16 protein-coding genes are annotated in these 20,876 nt (G+C 57.1%); 12 read left to right on the top strand and 4 right to left on the bottom strand.

The window, feature by feature from the left end:
• The first annotated feature begins 517 nt into the window (after positions 1-517).
• Both NYE69_RS00725 and NYE69_RS00720 read left to right on the top strand, forming a co-directional pair.
• Positions 518-3,751 (top strand): exo-rhamnogalacturonan lyase family protein, encoded by a 3,234-nt coding sequence (locus NYE69_RS00725; protein ID WP_330164863.1) that lies wholly within the window; start codon positions 518-520, stop codon positions 3,749-3,751.
• A gap of 36 nt (positions 3,752-3,787) precedes the next feature.
• Positions 3,788-4,591: a polysaccharide deacetylase family protein gene (locus tag NYE69_RS00720; RefSeq protein WP_155619370.1), complete on the top strand. Its 804-nt coding sequence runs from the start codon at positions 3,788-3,790 to the stop codon at positions 4,589-4,591.
• A gap of 125 nt (positions 4,592-4,716) precedes the next feature.
• On the opposite strand, the gene NYE69_RS00715 is transcribed toward NYE69_RS00720, so the two are convergent.
• A complete protein-coding gene (locus NYE69_RS00715) occupies positions 4,717-5,043 on the bottom strand; it encodes a hypothetical protein (RefSeq protein WP_155619313.1) in 327 nt (108 codons plus the stop codon).
• 424 nt (positions 5,044-5,467) lie between these two features.
• Here NYE69_RS00715 and NYE69_RS00710 point away from each other — a divergent pair, with 424 nt between their 5' ends.
• Genes NYE69_RS00710 through NYE69_RS00700 form a run of 3 tightly spaced genes read left to right on the top strand, consistent with a single transcriptional unit; the run spans position 5,468 to position 9,891 of the window.
• Positions 5,468-6,733 (top strand): FG-GAP-like repeat-containing protein, encoded by a 1,266-nt coding sequence (locus NYE69_RS00710; RefSeq protein ID WP_340930224.1) that lies wholly within the window; start codon positions 5,468-5,470, stop codon positions 6,731-6,733.
• Positions 6,734-6,740: 7 nt separating this feature from the next.
• Positions 6,741-9,194, top strand: a complete 2,454-nt coding sequence (locus tag NYE69_RS00705) for a glycoside hydrolase family 88/105 protein (RefSeq protein ID WP_340922792.1) — start codon at positions 6,741-6,743, stop codon at positions 9,192-9,194.
• Positions 9,195-9,204: 10 nt separating this feature from the next.
• Positions 9,205-9,891 (top strand): DUF1961 family protein, encoded by a 687-nt coding sequence (locus tag NYE69_RS00700; RefSeq protein WP_328273733.1) that lies wholly within the window; start codon positions 9,205-9,207, stop codon positions 9,889-9,891.
• A 24-nt stretch (positions 9,892-9,915) separates the two neighbouring features.
• Here NYE69_RS00700 and NYE69_RS00695 read toward each other — a convergent pair whose 3' ends face one another.
• Entirely contained in the window at positions 9,916-11,118 is a 1,203-nt protein-coding gene (locus NYE69_RS00695) for an MFS transporter (RefSeq protein ID WP_340922789.1), read from the bottom strand.
• A gap of 258 nt (positions 11,119-11,376) precedes the next feature.
• On the opposite strand from NYE69_RS00695, the gene NYE69_RS00690 reads away from it, so the two are divergent.
• From NYE69_RS00690 to NYE69_RS00665, 6 genes are all read left to right on the top strand, one after another.
• Positions 11,377-12,846, top strand: a complete 1,470-nt coding sequence (locus tag NYE69_RS00690) for an FAD-dependent oxidoreductase (protein ID WP_328272864.1) — start codon at positions 11,377-11,379, stop codon at positions 12,844-12,846.
• An 80-nt stretch (positions 12,847-12,926) separates the two neighbouring features.
• Positions 12,927-13,313: a cytochrome-c oxidase gene (locus tag NYE69_RS00685; RefSeq protein ID WP_328272866.1), complete on the top strand. Its 387-nt coding sequence runs from the start codon at positions 12,927-12,929 to the stop codon at positions 13,311-13,313.
• A gap of 454 nt (positions 13,314-13,767) precedes the next feature.
• Positions 13,768-14,226 carry a MarR family winged helix-turn-helix transcriptional regulator gene (locus tag NYE69_RS00680; RefSeq protein ID WP_340922782.1) on the top strand — a complete coding sequence of 153 codons (459 nt, stop codon included), beginning with the start codon at positions 13,768-13,770 and terminating at the stop codon, positions 14,224-14,226.
• A gap of 333 nt (positions 14,227-14,559) precedes the next feature.
• The gene (locus NYE69_RS00675; protein ID WP_340922779.1) at positions 14,560-15,192 is read left to right on the top strand and encodes a nitroreductase family protein; all 633 of its coding nucleotides are present in this window, start codon (positions 14,560-14,562) and stop codon (positions 15,190-15,192) included.
• Between the two features lie 34 nt (positions 15,193-15,226).
• Positions 15,227-16,174, top strand: a complete 948-nt coding sequence (locus NYE69_RS00670; RefSeq protein ID WP_340922776.1) for a ring-cleaving dioxygenase — start codon at positions 15,227-15,229, stop codon at positions 16,172-16,174.
• The gene (locus NYE69_RS00665; protein ID WP_340922773.1) at positions 16,174-16,791 is read left to right on the top strand and encodes an alpha/beta hydrolase; all 618 of its coding nucleotides are present in this window, start codon (positions 16,174-16,176) and stop codon (positions 16,789-16,791) included. Before NYE69_RS00670 ends, NYE69_RS00665 begins: the two co-directional genes overlap by 1 nt.
• Positions 16,792-17,350: 559 nt before the next feature.
• On the opposite strand, the gene NYE69_RS00660 is transcribed toward NYE69_RS00665, so the two are convergent.
• Complete coding sequence (locus tag NYE69_RS00660; protein WP_340922770.1) at positions 17,351-18,415, bottom strand: DUF4179 domain-containing protein; 1,065 nt, start codon at positions 18,413-18,415, stop codon at positions 17,351-17,353.
• Between the two features lie 70 nt (positions 18,416-18,485).
• On the bottom strand, positions 18,486-19,088 hold the full coding sequence (locus NYE69_RS00655; RefSeq protein WP_340922767.1) for an RNA polymerase sigma factor: 603 nt from the start codon (positions 19,086-19,088) through the stop codon (positions 18,486-18,488).
• Positions 19,089-19,329: 241 nt separating this feature from the next.
• On the opposite strand from NYE69_RS00655, the gene NYE69_RS00650 reads away from it, so the two are divergent.
• Entirely contained in the window at positions 19,330-20,871 is a 1,542-nt protein-coding gene (locus NYE69_RS00650) for a response regulator (RefSeq protein ID WP_340922764.1), read from the top strand.
• The last annotated feature ends 5 nt before the right edge of the window (positions 20,872-20,876 follow it).

Below are 20,876 nucleotides of genomic sequence, written 5' to 3'. Positions count from 1 at the left end.
GCCCGCCAGAGAATCTAACGGTTGCTAGCACTGCTATTTTACGAAAAAAGGCGCTTTCTACACTGGTGTTGCATTAGCGCCTACACAAAATCTCAGGTACACCTTGCCCGCTATTCCATTTGAGATCACGCCAAAATCTAACGGTTGTATTAGTGGCTATTTTGCCAAAAAAGACCCTTTCTAAATTTTAACGGTTGTGAGCGCTGTTATTTGCTCAAATCAGAGCCCAAATAGCCGGGTTTTAGCTAAATAAGCACTATGGCAACCGTTAGAATTTGAAAACAGGGATATTGGAGCAAATAGCGGCTGTGGCAACCGTTAGAATAGTTACGTGCAACGCTAGTCGTAAAACGGTGGAATTCCGGGGGCGCAACAAAGTCCAAAGCGAATAAAAATGTGCAATCCAGCTCATTCCGGCGGGCCGGGGACAGGGGAAGCGCGGGCAAAAATGTCTCATTGCCGGCAAACCGGCTTGTGCCTACAATCAGGGCACATACCAGAAAAGGAGATGATTGCCGTGTCTGGAGCTTTGCCTGGAGGTTTGTCTGAAGCGGGGCCGGTCCATTTGCGGTGGCTAAGCGAGCGGGGCGAACCGGAACTGCCTGTCGGTATCACCTGGGGCGTCCCCTGGAAAAAAGGCGCGCTCGCCCGGGAGGAGGTGCCGGGGCTTAGGCTGGGCTGGGTTGGCAGGTCCGACGGGTACGGCGGGCTCGGCCGATCCGCTGAGACTGCCGGGTCTGGCAGGCCAGCGGTGTTTGCCGAGTCCAACGAGTCTGTCGTGTCCGGCGGGTTTGGCGTGTCTACTGGGTCTACCGGGTCCGACGGGCACAGCCGCTCTACTGAGACTGCCGGGTCTGGCAGGCCAGCCGTGTTTGCCGAGTCCAACGAGTCTATCGTGTCCGGCTGGTTTGGCGTGTCTGCTGGGTCTACCGGGTCCGACGGGCATAGCCGCTCTACTGAGACTGCCGGGTCTGGCAGGCCAGCCGTGTTTGCCGAGTCCAACGAGTCTGTCGTGTCTAGCGGGTCTACCGTGCCTACCGAGCCCTCCAGGCTTGCCGAGTCTGCGGGGGGAGGATGTGCGGGCAGTTTGGACAACGCAGGCTGCACCACGGGCGGTACCGCGGGTAGCATGGTTGGCTTGCCGGTGCCGGGCGTTGCCCCGGGAGCTGTGCTGGTCCGGGCACATGCGGCGTGGGGGGAGCTGATCCCGGACGTGATCCCTGACGAAGAGCTTGTACCCCTGCAAAGCTGGCCCACGGCCTTCTGGCCGGACGGAAGCGTGAAATGGACCGCCCATGCGGCGGTGTTCGGAAAGGGCGGAAGTGTGAGGGACACGGCATTGGCGGCGGGAGGTTCCCCTTTGGGCGGTACCGCCGAGCGGCTGAACCCGGATGGACAGCACCCTGCCTTAGCGGCAGGCAGCGCGCTGTCTGTCGAAGAGCTGGAGGATGCAATCCGCGTAGATACGGGAGCTATCACATGCCTGATCGGCACGCGGGGCCAAAAGGTGATCGGCAGCATCATGCGGGGCGGGGCGGAGCTGTGCAGCGGAGGAACACTCGTCTGCCTCCGCGAAGCGGAAAGCGCCGCAAGCGGGGTGCGCGCCCGGCGTGAAGAGCCGTTCGCCGGCCGCATTCACCGGGCCAAGGTGGAGCAGGCCGGTCCGGTCCGCGCGGTGGTGAAGCTGGAGGGGCGGCATGCGGCGGCGTCCGGCGGGAGCAGGGAGTGGCTTCCGTTCACGCTGCGGTTGTATTTTTATGCCGGGCTGGAGTCGATCCGCTTCGTCTATACGTTCCATTATGATGGCAACCCGCATCAGGACTTCATCAAAGGGCTGGGCATTTCCTTTGCCCTGCCGATGCGCGGGCCGCTGTACAACCGGCATGTGCGTTTCGCCGGCGGACGCGGCCTGTTCAGCGAGTCGCCGAAAACGCTGCATACGCGCCGCACGAAGGGGCGTTACCGCGAGCTGTTTGCGGAGCAGACGGCGGGGCGGGCGATCGCGTTTGACCCGGAGCAGGACGCTTATTTCCTCGGCCTGCTGGACGACTCGGCGACCTGGGACGCCTTTAAGCTGGTGCAGGACTCTTCCGAGCACTACCGCATCGCCAAGAGGACCGGGGCAGGCTGCAGCTGGGTGAAGGCGGCGGACGGCCGGCGGGCCGGCGGTTTGGGATATGCCGGGAGCGAGGGTGGCGGACTTGCCGTTGGACTTAAAGACTTTTGGCAAAAGCATCCTTCCGCGATGGAGGTCTCCAGCATGGCCGGAGAGGAGGCGAACTTCACCGTCTGGTTCTGGTCGCCGGATGCGGGGGCCATGGATCTGCGGCATTACGATACGAAAACGCATGTGGAGTCTTCGTATGAGGGCGCCGAGGAGCTGCGGGCCACGCCCTACGGCATCGCCAACACGAGCGAACTGACGGTGTGGTGCACCGGGGGGACGCCGGAGCCTGAAGCGCTTGCCCGTATGACGCGCGAGGCCGGCGCGCCTTCCCGGCTTGTTTGCGGGCCGGAGTATACTTACGCGGCGGGCGCGTTCGGCATATGGAGCCTGCCCGATCGGAGCACGCCGGCCAAAGCTTATCTCGAGGACCGTCTTGACGGGATCATCGCTTTTTACCGGCGGGAGATCGAGCAGCGGAAATGGTACGGCTTTTGGGATTACGGTGATGTTATGCATAGTTATGACCCGGTCCGGCATGTGTGGAATTACGATCTCGGCGGCTGCGCCTGGCAAAATACCGAACTCGCTCCGAATATGTGGCTGTGGCTTACGTTTCTCCGCACGGGGCGGGAAGACGTGTTCAGGATGGCGGAGGCGATGACCCGGCATACGAGCGAGGTGGACGCGTACCATTTCGGCGAATACGCCGGACTCGGCTCGCGCCACAACGTCGTTCACTGGGGCTGCGGCTGCAAGGAGGCGCGGATCGCGATGGCCGGGCTGCACCGGTATTACTATTATTTGACTGCGGATGAGCGGATCGGGGACATGATGGATGAGGTGAAAGATGCCGATTACTCTACCGTAACGTTGGATCCGATGAGGGCGTATTTTCCGAAGGACGAACACCCCACGCATATCCGCGTCGGGCCGGATTGGGCGGCTTTCAGCTCGAACTGGATGACCCGCTGGGAGCGCTTTGAGGACGAAGTCTACCGCGACAAGATCATCACGGGGATAGGCTGCCTGAAAGCGGCCAACTTTCGGCTCATTTCCGGACCAACCTACGGGTACGACCCGCGGACCGGCGTGCTGACCGGCATGGGCGACGACAATTGGGGACGGCATTTGGCGATTTGCATGGGCGGCCCGCAGGTATGGTTCGAGTTGGCCGGGATGCTGGAGGACCCGGAGTGGGAGGAAATGCTGGCGGAGTTCGGCCTGTTTTACAATTTGCCGCCCGAGGAAAAGCTGGCTCGCACCGGCGGGGCGGTCGGCGGCGGCCGCCTGCGGTTTGAGCACCCGGTGCTGAGCGTCGCGATCGCCGCTTACGGGGCGTATTACCACAATGACGCGGCGACGGCGGCGTTGTGCTGGTCGATTTTGCTGGAAAATGACTTCGGGCGCGTCGATCTGAGCCGGGCGGAGGTTCCGGCGCTGCATGCGGAAGAAGTGCTGGAAGTGGACTGGATGAATACGAACGAGGCTTCGCAGTGGTCACTTAATGCGATCATTAGCTTGGAGTTGATCGATCAGTTTTTGCCGGAGCAAATCACGGATGAGTCTGCTAACGCGGCAACATAACGAACAATGAGCCAGGGGGCGGATGAAGGCATGAGGATGCCGAACATTTATTTTTGCTTTCCGGGAGGGAAGCACAAGGCGCTGACGATGAGCTACGATGACGGGCGAAGGGCGGATGAGAGGCTGGTCGGCATTTTCAATCGCCATGGAATTCGCGGGACGTTTCACCTCAATTCCGGTCTGCTCGGGGATAAAGATCGCCTGACGGCGGAGGAGGCGGTGGCGCTGTACCGGGGACATGAAGTTTCCGCGCACACGGTGTGGCATCCGACGATGGCCCGCTGCCCGATGGTGCAGATCGTCGATGAGGTGATGGAGGACCGCCGCAACCTGGAGCGGCTGTTTCGGACGACGGTGCGGGGGATGTCGTACCCGAACGGCTCTTACAGCCGGGAGATCAAGGAGCTGCTGCCGCATCTCGGGATCGAATACGCGCGGACGGTGAAGACGACCCGCGGCGGCTTCGGATTGCCGGAGGATTGGCTGGAATGGGAGGCGACCTGCCACCATAAGGATCGCTTGTTGGAGCATGCCCAAACCTTCATCGGGCTGCACAAAACGCAATATTTGTATTTGATGTATGTGTGGGGGCACAGCTACGAATTCGATAACGACAACAACTGGGAACTGATCGAGCGGTTTTGCGAGACGGCCGGCAAACGGGAGGATGTTTGGTACGCGACCAACATCGAAATCGTCGACTATATGAAGGCCTGCAAATGGCTGCGGTTTTCCGCGGGGCGGGAGTTTGTGCAAAATCCTGGGGCGTCCCCGGTTTGGCTCAGCATCGATGGCGGTATCGTCGAGGTGCCTGGCGGTGGCTTGGTGGAGCTGTGCTGAAAGTTTGTTGAGGTGCCTGGCGGTGGCTTGGTGGAGCTGCGCTGAAAGTTTGTTGAGGTACTTGGTGGTGGATAGGCGGAGCTATGCTGAAACTTTGAGGCGGGGTGTGTGGCGGGAAATTGGGCTCAACCTGGAAATCGGAACTGGCAACCGGCTGTTGGAACAACGAACCGTCGCCTGGCTGGAATAGCCAACTGCCGGCTGCTTGAACAGCCAACCGTCAGCAGCGCAGCTGAACCGTTCAAAATAGCGGCACTTAATGTACTTATTATCCGCAGCCAAGCATGTTCATCCTCATTAGCAGCATTTTTTGTTCTTATTTTCCTATGAATGGTCTGGGACACAGGCATTTCCTCAAGAATCTGGAAAATAGCGACATAAATTACCTCTATTGCACTCAAAATGGGTGATATTGCCGAAATAGGGACACTTTTTGCTCTTATATTTTTCACTGGAGTTTCTCAGACAGCCTGGATGTTATGGATTTTATCTAAATTGTTTGTCAAGTGTGGTTTTGGGTTTAAGCCGGAACTTGTGATGAGAATTTGTGGTGTAAGTTTGCGGTTTAAGTTTGGGTGTAAGTTTGCAGTGTAAGCTTGCGATGGAAGTGTGTATGGAAATGTGCATGGAAATGTGTGATTGAGATGTATGATGGAAATTTGTGCAGGAGCGGTTTTTAACGTGGAGCGGAGGTAGAGTGAGATGGGACTGGAACCTGTGAAGCAGAGAGCGATGGATGCAGGGAGAGCGGGTACGGTGGATAATGCGTCGTGTACACGCTTGGAGGCAGAAAAGCAGGGCGAGGAGAAAGCGGCCTGTCCAGAGGCTTGCCGGTTAGCCGGAATCGATATCTCGGCGGCCGGCCCGCGCTGTAAAATGCTGCTGGGCGATTTAAACGGCGACGGCCGGATGGAGCTGCTGCTCGTCCAGCCCGACAATCGCCAGGATGTGCGGTATATCCCCCACCAGGTGCAGTGCCTGACGGCGTTTAACCTGGACGGGAGGCTGCTGTGGCAGCACGGCAAACCCGATCCCGGGGCGGGCAGTCAGGGTTCGGATTATCCGGTCCAAATTTATGATTTGGATGGGGACGGCAAGTTGGAAGTGCTGTGCGTGATGAATGGGCGATTTTATATGCTGGCCGGAGAGGACGGTTCGGTGAAAAGGGTTTACGATTTGCCGGACCCCGAAGCGCATGACTGTATCGTTATCGCCAATTTGAGCGGCGGGGAGCGGGCTGCCGATATTCTTTTGAAAGACCGTTACCGGCGCATATGGGCGCTGAACCATGATTTTGAGCTGCTGTGGACGCATAAGGGGAACACGGGGCATTACCCTTGGGCTTGCGACTTGAACGGGGACGGATACGATGAGGTGATGGCGGGGTACGATTTGCTGGATCACCAAGGCCATGTGTTGTGGAGCTGCCGGGATTTGGAGGATCACGCCGACTGCATTTGGGTCGGGGACGTGAACGGCGACGGGGCTCCCGAACTGGTGATCGGCGGCAGCGTGACGGTGATGTACAGCCGGGACGGCAAAGAGCTGTGGCGGTACGATGGCTCGATCGAGTCGCAGCACATTGCGCTCGGCAAGTTCAGAAGCGACCTGCCCGGCCTGCAGGTTGCCGGATTGGACCGTATGGTCCGGGAGGACGACGGCAAAGGCTTAAAAGGCAAGGACGCCTTGTTTATGCTGGACGGCGAAGGCCGGGAATTATGGAAAGAGGAGCGGCAAACCAGCGGCTGGCTGACGATCGCCGAAACGTTAAGCGGCTGGTATCCGGGAGCGCCGGACTATATTTTGGCGTACCGCCGCGGCGGAGGCGTATTCCCGGCCCTTTATGACGGGGAACTGCGGATCGTCGCCCAATTTGGCCATGAAGGGTATGCGGTGCATGGCGATCTGCTGGGACGGGGTACGGAGCAGGTGATCATTTATGACGATGAACTGGCCGTTTTGTTTGCGAGCGAACCGCTGAAGTTAAGCGGGGCTTTTGCCGCCGGTTCTGAAAGCTTTGATTCCCCCTCGGGGGAAAGCCTTGTTCAAGGCTCACGGCCGCCTGGCCCGCTGCCGCAACCGAAACGGCTTTACAATTCCACCTTGTACCCGGGAGGAGAAGTCGATTGGAGAAAGGGGTGAGGCATTGGTGCCGCCTTATTTTCATGAGTACGATGCGATAGCGCGGGTTGCGGCGGGCCGGGTGGAGCCGGTGCTGTCCGCCGTGGCCGGCAGGTTTGTTGGAGCGAACCCGCCGCGGCCCCCGGTGTACCGTGTGCACTCGCGGCGCGGGTTCAAGCGGTTGGCGGACTGCCGTTACGATATGGATTTGGTCCGGCGATGGCCGGATTTGACGCCTGGACAATTTGTATACGTGTGGGGCATGCTGTGGTGCGAGCAGAAAGGGGAGACGCCCTTTTCCGTCAGCTGTTACAGCCCGGTCAAAGTTTATGTCAACGGCGCGCTTGCCTTTCAATCGAATTTAAATGATGACGTGTTTCCCGACCGGAAAGCCTTCTTCCGCGCAAAGACGGGGAAAGGGCGGAACGATATCGTGCTGGAATTCACGGCGGCCGGTACCGGCTGCGGCGGCGTGTTCGGCACGGGCAGCGTGAAAGGAGCGCCCTTGCATTTCTTGAATCCGACGCCGGAGGGGCGCGGTTGCGAAGGGTGGGTGTACAGCGGGCCGCAAGCGAAACGTTGGGATCGGCTGCCGGGAGCGGTTGAAGGCGAAAGGTGGGGCGGTAGCCGCAGCAGCGGGAAGCGAGAGGACGCTGAGAACGCCGAGAACGCTGGGAACACTGGGAACACTGGGAACACTGAGAACACTGAGAACGCCAAGAATCACGAAAACTGCCAGAACCTTGTTGGCATGAACCAGGGCTGTATCTATGGCGCGTGGCATCCGCAGGACCGATGGTCGCCGCAGGAGCTGGAAGCGGGCTGCTTCGCCCGCCTGTTTGGTTCGGAAGCAAAGTCCGGCGACAAAGTGTTTGCATGGTGCAAGCTGGAGACGCGAAAGTTTCCGGCGGCGAACGTGCGGATCGCCGGACATTATGAGGGCGCCGCAACCGTGTATATCGACGGCCGCCCGGTTTTCCGCGGCACGGAGGAACGGGGCCGCTTCGGGATCGTTTTGCGCGGCGTCGATTACGGTACGCATGATCTGGTGGTGGAGTCGGTTTGGGGCGGTGGCAGCTGGGGATTTGGGATCGACAAGGTGCGGGAGTTGGAGGAGGGCGAAACGGGGAATGTCTTCGGGGAAGGCGCAATCGCCACGGCCCAAGCTACCGAGCATCGGCGGGCCTCGGAGGAAACGCCGGCTTTTTCGGGCCGGAATCGCGTCCGCCTGATGAGGCCCTATCCGGTGGATGGGATGACGGAAACCTGGCTGTATGCCGGTCCTTTTTCCGGGGAAAACGCCCCGCAGGCGGCCGCGGTGACCGTTATGGATACCTTGCTGGGCCGAGGGGAAGAAGCAACGTTTTGGCGGATTGACCGGCCGGATTGCTGGATTAGGCCTTTTACGGAAAGTCCGTTGTACGGCCGATGGAATTATCCGCTTGGGGTGACGCTTTACGGTCTGCTGAAAACGGGGCGCGTCCTGAAGTCCCCGCATTTTACCCAATATGCGGCCGAGCATATTGAGGAGTGCAGCAAACTGCATGAGTACGCGCTTTGGGACCGGGACCGCTACGGTGCTCCCGGCATCAACCACCAGCTGGCGATGATCGATTCGCTGGACGATTGCGGTTCGTTTGGCGCCGCGATGCTGGAGGCGAACAAGCTGCGTCCGATCCGGGGAGCCGCCGAGGCAGCGGCACATATTGCTCGTTACATTAGTCATGTGCAGGATCGCCTGTCGGACGGGACGCTGTACCGGGCCCGGGGGACGACCGACTTTATGAAAGACACCCTTTGGTGCGACGATTTGTACATGAGCACGCCATTTTTAAGTAAGTATTACGAATTGACGGGAGAAGAAGCCTGCCTGGAGGATGCGGCCGCACAATTTTTGCGCTACAAGGAAAGGCTGTTTATGCCCGAACTCCAAATTATGCACCATGTCTACGATATGAAGTTTGGCCGGCCGAACGGGGTGGCTTGGGGAAGAGGGAACGGCTGGGTCGTTTTTTCGCTGGCGGAACTGCTGTCGGCTATGCCCGAGCGGCATGCGCTTCGCCCCGAACTTCTGGCGTTCTATCGGGAGCTTTGCCATGGATATTTGCGGCTGCAAGGTAAAAACGGGCTCTGGCATCAAGTGCTGACCGAGCCGGACTCGTATGAGGAGGCGTCCTGCACCTCGATGTTCATTTACGCGTTCGCCCGGGGCCTCCGGCGCGGCTGGCTGGAGGAGCCGGAAGCCTACCTGGAGTCGGCCCTGCGGGGCTGGCGGGGGTTGACCGAGAGCTGCATCGACAAGGACGGCAACGTCTACGGTGTATGCCGCGGGTCCGGGTATTCTTTTAACAAATACTATTACAAGGATGAATTAACGTGGCAGTTGAACGATACTCACGGAATCGGCATCGTGCTGCTGGCGGGGATTGAGGCCCTTCAACTGCTGGGTGGAAGGGAGGTTGCCGGTTTTGGCGAATGTTGATCCTCCTATGATGGAGAGCGGCTTGTTCATCCCCGAAGGTTGGCGTTTATTGTACAGCAATCCGCTGCAGTCTTCGCAGGATACGGCGGGATTTAGGATGGAAGGGGACGGGGCCGCGACTTTTCCCCTTGGACGGCTGCGCCTGGAGAGCAAGCGGAGTGCGGAGGAAGGGCAAAAAGCCAACCTGGTGTACTGGTGTCCGGAGGAGTTTTCCGCGGATATGGCGGTGTCCTGGCGGTTCCGGCCGCTCCGGGAGCCAGGGCTTGCGATTTTGTTTTTTAGCGCCAGGGGGTCGGAGGGAAGGGACCTGTTCGATCCGTTGCTGCCACCGCGCACAGGTGAATACGACCAGTACCACCATGGGGCGATGGATGCCTTCCATGTTTCTTATTTTCGCCGCATGTGGGCCGAAGAGCGCAGCTTTCATACCTGCAATTTGCGCAAAAGCTACGGCTTCCATCTGGTCGCGCAGGGCGCCGACCCGCTGCCCGGGGTTGCCGACGCCGCCGATAGCTACCGGATGCTGATCATCAAAAAAGGCCCGTCCATCACGTTTGCGATCAATGAATTGATCGTGTTTTCGTGGCTGGATGACGGGCTTTCCTACGGTCCGCTGCTGGCCGGCGGAAAAATCGGCTTCCGCCAGATGGCCCCGCTGATCGCGGAATATGCGGATTTGGCGGTGTATGGGCCTTGATTTAGGCGCTGACGCAGGCCGCGGTCATTCCGTTCCTTGCTTGCGCTCCTGCGTGTAGCTGACGGCGCCGATCACCAGCGCGAGGACCACGATCAGCGAGCCGACCCAAGGCAGCGACGTTAGGCCGATATGGCTAATGACCAGGCCGCCGATGAAGGCGCCCATCGCGTTGCCGAAGTTGCCGGCAGCGTGGCTGGAGGTGGAGGCCAGCGCCGGAGCCGCTTTGGCGAGGTTCATGATCCGCACCTGCATCCCCGGCATAACGCCGAACGAGGCCATGCCCCATAGGAAAATCGTAATGACGGCCAAAGCAGGGCTGTGAACGGTGAAGGTGAAAATGCCCAAAATGACCGCCACGGCCAAAAACAGACCAAGCAAGGACGGCATCAGCTTCCAGTCGGCGAGCTTGCCGCCGATCATGTTGCCGAGCGTGACGCCGCAGCCGAAAATAACGAGAATCCAGGTCACGTTATGCTCGGCAAAGCCGGTGATGTCCTGAAGCAGAGGTGCGATATAGGTGAAAACGGCGAACAAGCTCGTATTTCCCAGCGCCGCGATCAGCAGAAACAGCAGCAGCTTGGGGCGGAGCAGCGCGCGGATTTGCCGGCCCACGCCGCTCGGCTCCTCCTGGCGGAGGCGCGGAATGAAGCGGAGGATACCGCCGAGGGCGATCAAGCCCATCAGGGCAATGGCGCCGAAGGAAGCGCGCCAGCCGAGCTGCTGGCCGACAAACGTGCCGAGCGGAACCCCGACGATGTTCGAGATGGTCAGTCCGGCCATCATGATCGATACCGCGCCGGCGCGTTTCTCCGGCCGGACGAGGCTGGCGGCGATGACGGCGCCGACGCCGAAGAAGGTGCCGTGCGTCAAGGCGGTCAGAATCCGCGCGGCCATGAGCACCTCATAGGTGGGCGCTATGACGGAGATGCCGTTGCCTAGGATGAAGAGAAGCATCAGCAGGCAGAGCAGGCCTTTTTGCGGAATCCGCTGGGTGAGCAGCGTCAAGATCGGTGCGCCGATCGCCACGCCCATGGCGTAAGCGGTAATCAACTGCCCGGCGGTGGAGATGCTGACATCGAGGTCATTGGCCACATTCGGCAGCAGCCCCATAATGACGAATTCGGTCATGCCGATGGCAAACGAGCCGACGGTCAGGGAAAGGAGCGCGACGGGAAACGGTTCTTTTGCGGTGGTGGCTTGTTTATGTATGGCCGGAGATGTATTCATGCTGTACAACCTTTCTGAAGTACAAGTCTTCGAATGGATTCGCTTAAGTCCAGTTTCCTATTATTAGGGGTCGGCGGATGAAGATCAAGCACTTTTTTCTGTAACCGTTTTCGCGAATAAAGCCTCCAAAACCGCTTAACGGCGGTACTTGGAGGCTTTTTTACGCAGTTTGATGCACTTTCAGGAGATGTCTTCTGGATATCTATTTTCCGAAGCGATAAAATAGCAGCATATAGGCGAGGGGAGAATTGTCGATTGATGAAAATAAGATTGCCAAAGTACATACGAATCGTTATGGCCATGTTGACCGCCGTCATTATTCTGCAGGGGACAGACCCTTTGACGGGGGCTTCCTCGGCTTCCGCACAAACCGAAACTCCGAAATGCGGACAGGGCTGCAGCCGTTATGACGTCGTCCTGATCGGCAGCGAAATCGAAGGGGTTTTGCTGGCCAAGGCGGCCCATGATTCGGGATTAAGCGTGCTCATTCTGGATCCGCGCGGCAAACCGGGCGGCGAATTGATCCAGGGGCAGATGCTGGTGCTGGACGAGCCGAACGACAACCGCAAGCGCAGTTTGGTGCAGGGTGAGCTGAAGCCGCTGTATGACGGATACAAAGCCGGAAAGATCCGCAAGCTGCCCGCCTTTGAACGGTTTTACGGCCGGTTGATCCAGGGCATCCCGCTGCGCAGCGGCATCGCGATCGAAGGGGTGGACATCGTCCCCCAAGGCAAGGGGAAATCGCTCAAATCGCTGACGTACCGGGCGAGAGATGGAAAAAGGTATACGGTTGAAGCCGGTTATTTTGTGGAAAACACCGATTTCGCCGCCCTGACCAGCAAGCTTGGAAACAAGCGGATTCCCGGCATGGAGAGCATCTATGGCGGCAAGAAGCCGGATTATATGGCGGCCACCTACATGATTCCGGTCAAAAACGTCAATTGGAACAAGCTGCATCAAGCCGTGTTGGAGGATTATCCGCTTTCGAACGTCCAGGAGAAATACGGTCCCAACACTTATGTGGATTGGCATTTCGCCACGGGGTTCAGCAATCTGACGTTTAAATATAAGCCGCGCGACTCGCATCTCGTGCTCCGGGGGCTTAATGCGACGTATCAAAAAGACGGCGAGGTGATCATCAACAGCCTGCTGATATACGACGTGAACCCGGCGGACCCCAAATCGGTAACGTCGGCCGTCAGCCGGGCCAAAGCGGAAGCGCCTGATATCGTCAAATATTTGCGCAAGCATATTCCCGGTTTCGATAAAGCCGAGTTGAACGGGTATCCGGAATATTTGTACATCCGCGACTTCGACCGCTATGAAACGGAATACGTGCTGGATTACCCGGATTTGCAGTCGAGCCGGATGTTTTGGGATAATGTCAGCGTCGGCGGATATCCGATCGATTTGCAGGGCACCCGTGCCATTGCGAAGGGGATCGGTTACGGCAAACCGGACCGGTACGGGATCCCGCTGCGCTCTTTTGAATTGAAGTCTTACGACAACGTGCTGGTGGCCGGGAAAAACATCGGGGCCAAGATTAAAGCCTACGGCAGCGCCAGAGTCATTCCGACCACCGGTTTGGCCGGGGAAACGATCGGCATCATTCTCGGGCATGAATGGAAACAGAAGCATAAGCGATTGAATCAGCTGACGCCGGCCGATTTTGAGCGGATTCACGATTATTTGGCCAAAGATTACGGCATCGTCCTCACCGGGAAGTAACGGTCATTTTCACGAATATTCCTGCCGATTGGGACATATTTTTGAACAAGCAAAAAATTGACCAAGCGGGAGGCATGGCCGTGGGGATCGCGTATATTAGAATTTCCGTCATTTATTTTGTCGCCGGGGTACTGTTGGGCATGTATATGTCGATGGGGCATGCGCATGAACTGGAGAGTGTGCACGCGCATGTCAATTTGCTGGGATGGGCTTCGTTTGCGCTGGCGGGGCTGATTTATGTGCTGTTTCCGGAGGCTGGAGAGAGCTTGCTTAGCAAAATCCAATTTTGGACTTATTCGCTCGGCCTGCCGGTCATGATGATCAGCCTCGCCTTTCTGGAGCTGGGCTCGGAGCAATTTGAGCTTCTGGTGGCGATCGGCGGAATGTTGGTTGTGCTCGGCGTCGTTCTGTTCGCCGCCAATGTATTGCTGCATGTGTATCCCAAGGCGTCCGGCGGCAAGCAGTGATGCTGCTGGACTCCTTTGGAGATAGCAGGGCAGGGGACAGGACGTGACAGGACAGAACAGAACAGGACAGGACAGGACAGGACAGGACAGGACGTGACAGTTGGACCAAGCGCAAAAGTGCATGCGAATTTTGTCAAAACTTCCCGAAACTAACCGGCGAATTGCAAAAGTGCAGGCCATTTTCACCCTTTTGAGCAAATTTGTCTCTAAGTCCCATTTTCAACTGCACTTTTGCATCTCATCGCTCTAATAACCGGAATTCGGGCTCATTCCAAATGCACTTTTGCATCTCGCGGTAATGCTTCAGCTTCTTTTAAACAGAAAGGCTTGACATCGCCAAGATAATATCTTAATATTAAGACAAATAGATTTAAGATTCTTAAAAACTTATAGAAATCGTGTATCATCTAAGAAAAATGTATCTGCATGAACAACTGTTTGGAGGTGAACCGGCGTGGATAGAGTGCAAAACGAGGCTTTGCATCTGTTGGTCGTACTATCCCGGGCAAGCCAGTGGGTACATGCGCACAGCGACAAATCGATCCGCGAGTACGGGTTGACCCGCACCGAATTCGGCGTGTTGGAGCTGCTGTACCACAAGGGGCGCCAGCCGACCCAGCAGATCGGCAACAAAGTGCTGATGAGCAGCGGCAACATTACGTATACGGTCGACAAGCTGGAGAAGAAAGGGTTTGTGGCCCGCAAAACCTGCAAGGAAGACCGGCGTCTGGTGTATGCGGAAATTACCGAGCGCGGCAAGCAATTTATCGAAGAAGTGTTCCCCCGGCATACGAAACTGATTGAAGAGGTGATGGGAGGGCTGTCGCCGGAGGAAATGCAAACGGCCGCTAAACTGTTGAAAAAGCTGGGCAAGCATGCCGAAGACAGCTATAAGGAAGATGGCCTTAAATAGACGAGAATCGATCGATGGGTTTGATGGTAAGGTGAAACGATAGGTTCGTTGGATAGGATCGCTGAATTGCTGAATTGCTGGATAGGATCACCGAATTGCTGGATAGGATCACCGAATTGCTGGATAGGATCACCGAATCGCTGGATAGGATCGCTGATCATTGGATAGGTTTACTGAATGGGATTGGCTGAATAGGTTTGCCGGATTGGTTCGTTGTATAGGATTTCTGGGGCGTCTTTTGGATGACCCCGGCCTGCTGCCTTTCCAATATCTTAATATAGAGATTCTTTAAATGTATACACTTGACATTTCCAAGGTGAAGGAGGAGCAAGTATGGCTGATCATGACTTTACATCATTACTTAAATCCCGCCGTTCGGCGAATAAATTTATCCCGGGGGTGGAAATGGATAACAAGGAGTTGGACGAGATGTTCAACCTCGTTAAATACGCCCCGTCGGCGTTTAATCTGCAGCATGCCCATTACGTGGTGGTGAAAGACCCCGATCTGAAGGAGAAAGTATACGAAGCGGCGGAAAAACAATACAAAGTCCGGACCGCGTCGGCGGTGATCCTGGTGCTGGGCAAACTCGACGCCCACAAGGACGCTGCGGCGATGAACGAAGGGCTGCTTAACCTGGGAGTGCTCGGCAAGCAGGAATACGATCAGCTCGTCTCGTCCACGATCGGTTTCTATGAGAGCCGGGGCGAGCAATTTATGCGGGATGAAGCGATCCGCAGCGCCAGCCTGTCGGCCATGCAGTTTATGCTGATCGCCAAAGACAAGGGCTGGGATACGTGCCCGATGATCGGCTTTAACCCGGACGAAATGCGCAAGCTGCTGCAGGTCCCGGACAATTACGTCCCGGCCATGCTCATCGCAATCGGCAAGGAGGATACTTCCAGCTTCCGCCCGCGCGGTTACCGCAAACCGGTTGGAGAGTTTGTCAGCTACGACAAGTTTTGAAATAAGCGTACCCACAAAAAAGGAGTGATCAGTCATGATTCAACCGACGACAGGGATTCACCATATTACGGCTTTTGCTTCCGATCCACAGAAAAATGTCGATTTTTATACGGGTGTGCTCGGATTGCGTCTGGTCAAAAAAACGATCAATTTCGACGCGCCGGAAGTCTATCATCTGTATTTTGGCGATGAGGCGGGCAGTCCGGGATCGATTATGACCTTTTTCCCGACGGCGGGAGCCCGGCGCGGCCGGGTCGGAGCCGGTCAGGTGGGGGTTACCGTGTACGCCATTCCGGAGGGCGCGATGCCGTTCTGGCGGGAACGGCTGCGGAAATTCGGCATTTCCACGACCGACACGCAACGCTTCGGCGAAACATATTTGCATTTCCGCGATGGCGACGGGCTGCAAATCGAGCTGGTCGAACGGGCGCCAGGACCGCTCAGCACCTGGTCGTTCGGTGGCGTTCCGGCGGATAAAGCGATCAAAGGCTTTGGCGGCGCGGTGCTGTACAGCGCGGCTCCGGGCAAAACGGCCGGGCTGCTGGAGCATGTGATGGGCCTGAAAAAGCTGGGCGAAGACGAATTTTATGCCCGCTTTAAAGCGGAGGGAGACCTGGGCGACGTCATTGACGTGAACGTGAAGCCGATGGAATACGGCGCGGGCGGCGCCGGCACGGTGCATCACATCGCCTGGCGGGCCCGGGATTTCGCCGAGCACGAAGAGTGGAGAGAGCGGGTCGCCGAGCATGGGTACCGGCCGACGCCGATCGTCGACCGGCAGTATTTTCACGCACTATATTTCCGGGAGGAGGGCGGCATCCTGTTCGAAGTCGCCACAAACCCGCCGGGCTTCGCGAATGACGAAGATCCGGAGCATTTGGGCGAAAAGCTGATGCTGCCGGCCTGGTACGAGCCGCAACGCGAGGCGATCGAGCAGAACTTAACTCCGATCGAAGTGCGGGTGCTTGAGGAGGATCTGTGATGAAGCATATTTTCAAGCCGGGTATGGGGAGCGGCGAGCGGACGGCTCCTCCGCTGCTCCTGCTTCACGGCACCGGCGGGACGGAAACGGATCTGCTGCCGCTGGCCGAGCTGATTTCGCCCGCGTCGCCGGTGCTTAGCGTCAGAGGCAACGTGCTGGAGAACGGGATGCCGCGGTTTTTCCGGCGGCTGGCGGCCGGCGTTTTCGACGAGGAAGATCTCGTGCTCCGCACGCGGGAGCTCAACGACTTCCTGGACGAAGCATCGGAGCAATACGGGTTTGACCGCCGCGCCCTGGTCGCGGTCGGTTACTCGAACGGGGCGAACATTGCGGCCAGCCTGTTGTTCCATTATCCGCAGGCGCTCGGAGGGGCGATTTTGCACCACCCGATGGTGCCGCGCCGCGGCGTCGAGCTGCCGGACATGGCCGGGCTGCCGGTCTTTATCGGGGCGGGGCGCTACGACGCCATGTCCCCGGCGCGGGAAACCGAGGAACTGGAGCGGCTATTAAGCGGGGCTGGGGCCGACGTGCACGTGCATTGGGAACCGTACGGCCATCAGCTGACGCCAACCGAAGTGGATGCCGCTGCCGCCTGGTTCCGGCAAAACTTTTCGTAATTGATATCAATTTGATCCTCTTCCGTTTTAGGAGAGGATTTTTCTTATTTCGGGCAAGGAGGGGGTAGGGGTGCATGGTTATGATTGCGGATGCTGCCCGGAACCGCAGCAATAGCGGTAAATAAGGGTGTTATTTTCGGCGAAAAAGGGGGTTCAGGGAAAGTAGAGGAATTTTTTACCGCTAATTGTGACCGATGAGCTGACAAAGGCGCTTTTCCCATGCTTGGCAGAAGAATAGGGACAAAAAGTTCCGCTATTTCGCGAGTGAAGGGTGAAGCTTAAGAAATAGGTACACAAATTGCCGTTATTTCCGTACGCCGATAAATTTTCGTACGCCGACAAATTTCCGTGCGCCGACAAAATTTCCATGCGCTGGGCGAGCCTCAGTGTCATAGCGGGCCCCTCCATCGGAGGAGCCGTGATTTAGGCCGGATACAGCCTTACATCACCTTTATGGGTTGGCTTTACTTTTACCGAATACGGGTCTTCACGCTCCAAAGATACAAAGGCCCGGCGCCTGTGTAAAGGCCGAGCCTTTGCTAATTTTAGAGATTTGCCGCTATTTTACATCCACCTGGAATTCCAGCTCGCTGAGGTATTTCTTTTCGTAGAATTTGCCGGAAAATTTGTCTTGGTTCAGCACATAAGGCTTGATCGCAATCGATTTCGGCGTCTCTTTAAACGGCGTGAAATTGTAGTCGAGCACATATTGCCCGTCAATAAAGTTCATATGGTTACCCGGAAGTTCCTCCAGCAGGTTGTTGTTCTCATCGCGGATATCGAATCCAAACCGATATTTGCCGGCGAACAGATCTTCAGCCGGAAGTTTGTACTCTTCCCCGAGGCTGGCTAGCTCCCCGCTGCCGGTCATGGTCAAACGCGTCGTGATCGGCGTCAATTCCAGCTTGTCCAGAGCAAAGCGGAATCCGTCATACGATTTAACCATTTCCGGCTTCAAAACGACGTTTTCGGTGTTTTTCTTCACCGGGAACGTCAACAAATAAGGCTGATCAGAACCGGTTAAGGTCGCTTCAAGCTTCAATTCGAAGGAATCGCCCAGCGGTTCAGGCCGTCTCACCAGATCCGGATCAGCATTAGGCAGGGTGATAGGAGGGGTGTCGTTAAATTCCAGAATGGCCGTATCCCGGGTATCTCCGTCCGTCAAAGTATAACCTCCCGGATAGTACCGCTCGCCGTTAATGTACATACTGATGTCTTTAAGGACGCCTTTGCCGCTGCTGTCCGTGTCACCGTTGTCCATGCGCTCGCCAAGCAGTTTGGCGTCCGCTTGACCGTCTCTTTTTAGGGCAATGGAGATGCGGGTTCCATCATAAACATATCCGGTGCTTTCCAGGGTCATATCGTTGTGGCTGTCTTTAGCTTGAACGGGCTGATACAATCCGTTGGCCACGCTTGCCTGCAGCCCGGTGTCCCCGTACTGCTGAAAGATGTTGCCGATGAGCGGAACCTGGCTCAGCGCGCTGGCCATGACCGGGGATACGAACCCGCTGCCGATGATCCCAAAACCTAAAGCCGCGGCTATCCCCGAGACCGCCACCGTTCTTTTCATCCGGTTGCTTTTACTGCGGCTGCGACGATGCAACTCTGTATTTGTACGGTTCATTTGTTCAACAATCCTTTCACCCAAGTTTAGTTCCGGAACTTCCGTATTTTGAATCATATATTCCAGGTTGTCAGTAACCTGCTTTGCTGGATCGGATATTGGCTTCAATTTTTGGGCCTCCCTTATTCCGTTTGTATTGGACCAGTTTGTTGCGGATGCGCTCATATTGTTTCCGTAATGTGGCCGGCTTGCAGTCCATAATTTGCCCGAGTTCCTCGAAAGTGTACTGCTCCACCGCTTTTAACAGCACTAGATTCCGTTCGCTGGGGGTCAGCGGATCCAGCAATTCCATGACGGCGGATTCCTGTTCGGAGTAGGTGAATAATTTGGCTTCGTTCTGGTATCTGTCCGCAATTCGTTGGTGCCGTTTTTTCTTTTTCAGCACATCCATGCTGTGATTGTAGGCGATTCTGTACAGCCATGCCGAAAATGGGGAGTCCCCGCGGTAATCGCCTATATTTCGATAGGCCCGGATAAAAATGTCCTGAAGCGCATCCTTGGTTTCCTCGCGATCCCTAATCAGGTAATAACAATAGATATACAGCTCTTTTTCGAAGTGGCGGGTGATCTCGATAAACGCTTCCTGAGAGCCCGCTTGCGCCTGGCGGGCCCATTCGTCAATCATAGCCCTTCGCTCAGCCCGGTTTATCGAAGCCGCTGTTTTGCTATCCAATTCATCACCTCCCTGTGTTTTAACTTCGCTTATACGACTGCCGTTTCTTAACGATTTGTGACATGAAATATAAAAAAATGCAAGCTTATAACCGGAAGGCTGGCGGCCGCTGTGGGATTTTTTGGTTTCCACCTTCCGGGAGTTATGCTAAATTATTTCATGAACACGCTTACAAGCTTGGCTGACTCAGCATTGACATAAGAAACAAGAAACGTTTGAAAAGAAGAAGGAGCGATGCGGTATGCTGCAGGTACTGCTTGTGGATGATGAGCCATGGGTGCTGGAGGGGCTGCGCACAATGGTGAACTGGGAAAAGCACGGTTTCCGGGTTTGCGGGGAAGCCCTGGACGGCCCGGGGGCGCTGGCGATGATCGAAGAGCTCCGGCCGGAGCTGGTCTTCACGGACATCCGCATGCCGGCGGTCACGGGGCTCGAATTGATCGAAAGGAGCCGGCAGACGCTGAAAAGGCCGCCCGAGTTCGTCATTTTAAGCGGCTACGACGATTTTAATTACGCGCTGACGGCCATGCGCCAACGCGCCGTGGATTATTTGCTTAAACCGATCGACGAAGAGGAAATCGAGGCCCTTCTGGCCAAGCTCGGGCAAAAGATTACGGATGAGCTGGCCGCGGAGCGCAGCCTGCCCCGGAAGCGGTCGCTGTTCGTAAACAATCTGCTCAACCGATTGATTCAGGGGGAAGGCGATCCGGAACTGCAATCCGAAGCCGCGAGGTCGCTTGGCCTTCCGGGAGAGGCGGAGCTGCGCTGCGCGCTGATCGATACCGGGGCCGATGGGAGCGGCCTAAGCCAGCGGATCGGCGCCTTTTTCGCGCAGGATGCCGGCCGGTTTTTTCAGGACCGGGCCGGGCGGACAGGCGTGATCCTGCGCGCGGAGGACATGACGGATTCCCGTTTGGAGGAGACCGGGCTGGCCGTCAACCGCGAGCTTGCGGAGCGTAAGCAGCGGGTCCTGGTGACGGTCAGCGGCATCGCAAAAGGGATGGGGGCGATTCGGAAGCTATATTTGCAGGCGCTCGATCTGAACAGAGCAAAACGCAGCCAGGGGAAAACGGGGCTGTTTTTTCATAACGGCCCAGCCTCGGCGACTTGGCAAGATGCCGCCTATAAGGGCTGGTTCCGCCGTTTGCCCGAGCTGGTGGAAGCCGGCGCGCCGGAGATGATTGATTCCGCGATCGAGGAGGCGTTTGCGGCGCTAACCTGCGGTCAGGCGGACATCGAAGCGTTACAAGCGGGCGCCGCGAATCTGGAGCTCACCCTTTGCCGGCAAATGGCCGGATTCCACGGCGATCCCGACGGTTTCATGAAACGTATGCAGGCGGAATACGGAAGCCTCGGCGGCATAGCCGACTACGCAGCGTTGAAGCGGTATGTGCGCCGGCTGTGCCTGGAAGCGGCGGCTCAGATCGGCGAACTCAAGCGGCGGAGCGAGGGCAATACGATTTTTCAAGTGATCCGGTATGTGGACGGGGCGTACAGAAGCAAGCTGAAGCTGCAGACTTTGGCGCAAAAGTTCCATATGAACCCGGCCTATTTGGGCCAATTGTTCAAAAAGGAGACGGGCAAACCGTTCAACGAATATTTGAACATGAAGCGGATCGAAGAAGCCAAACGGCTGCTGAAGCGCACCACGATGAAAATTTCCGAGATCGCCCTGCAGGTCGGATATCCGAATACGGACTATTTTCTCAGCAAGTTCAAGCAGGCGACCGGGGTGCTGCCTTCGGCTTACAAGCGGGAGCCCGATCGCGAGCGGGCGGATTAATTGGG

The organism is Paenibacillus sp. FSL R5-0527 (genome assembly GCF_038008055.1).
In the GTDB taxonomy this organism is placed as follows: Bacteria; Bacillota; Bacilli; order Paenibacillales; family Paenibacillaceae; genus Fontibacillus; species Fontibacillus macerans.
Note: the sequence above shows the minus strand (reverse complement) of the source record. Positions and strands in the feature narration are given on the sequence as shown.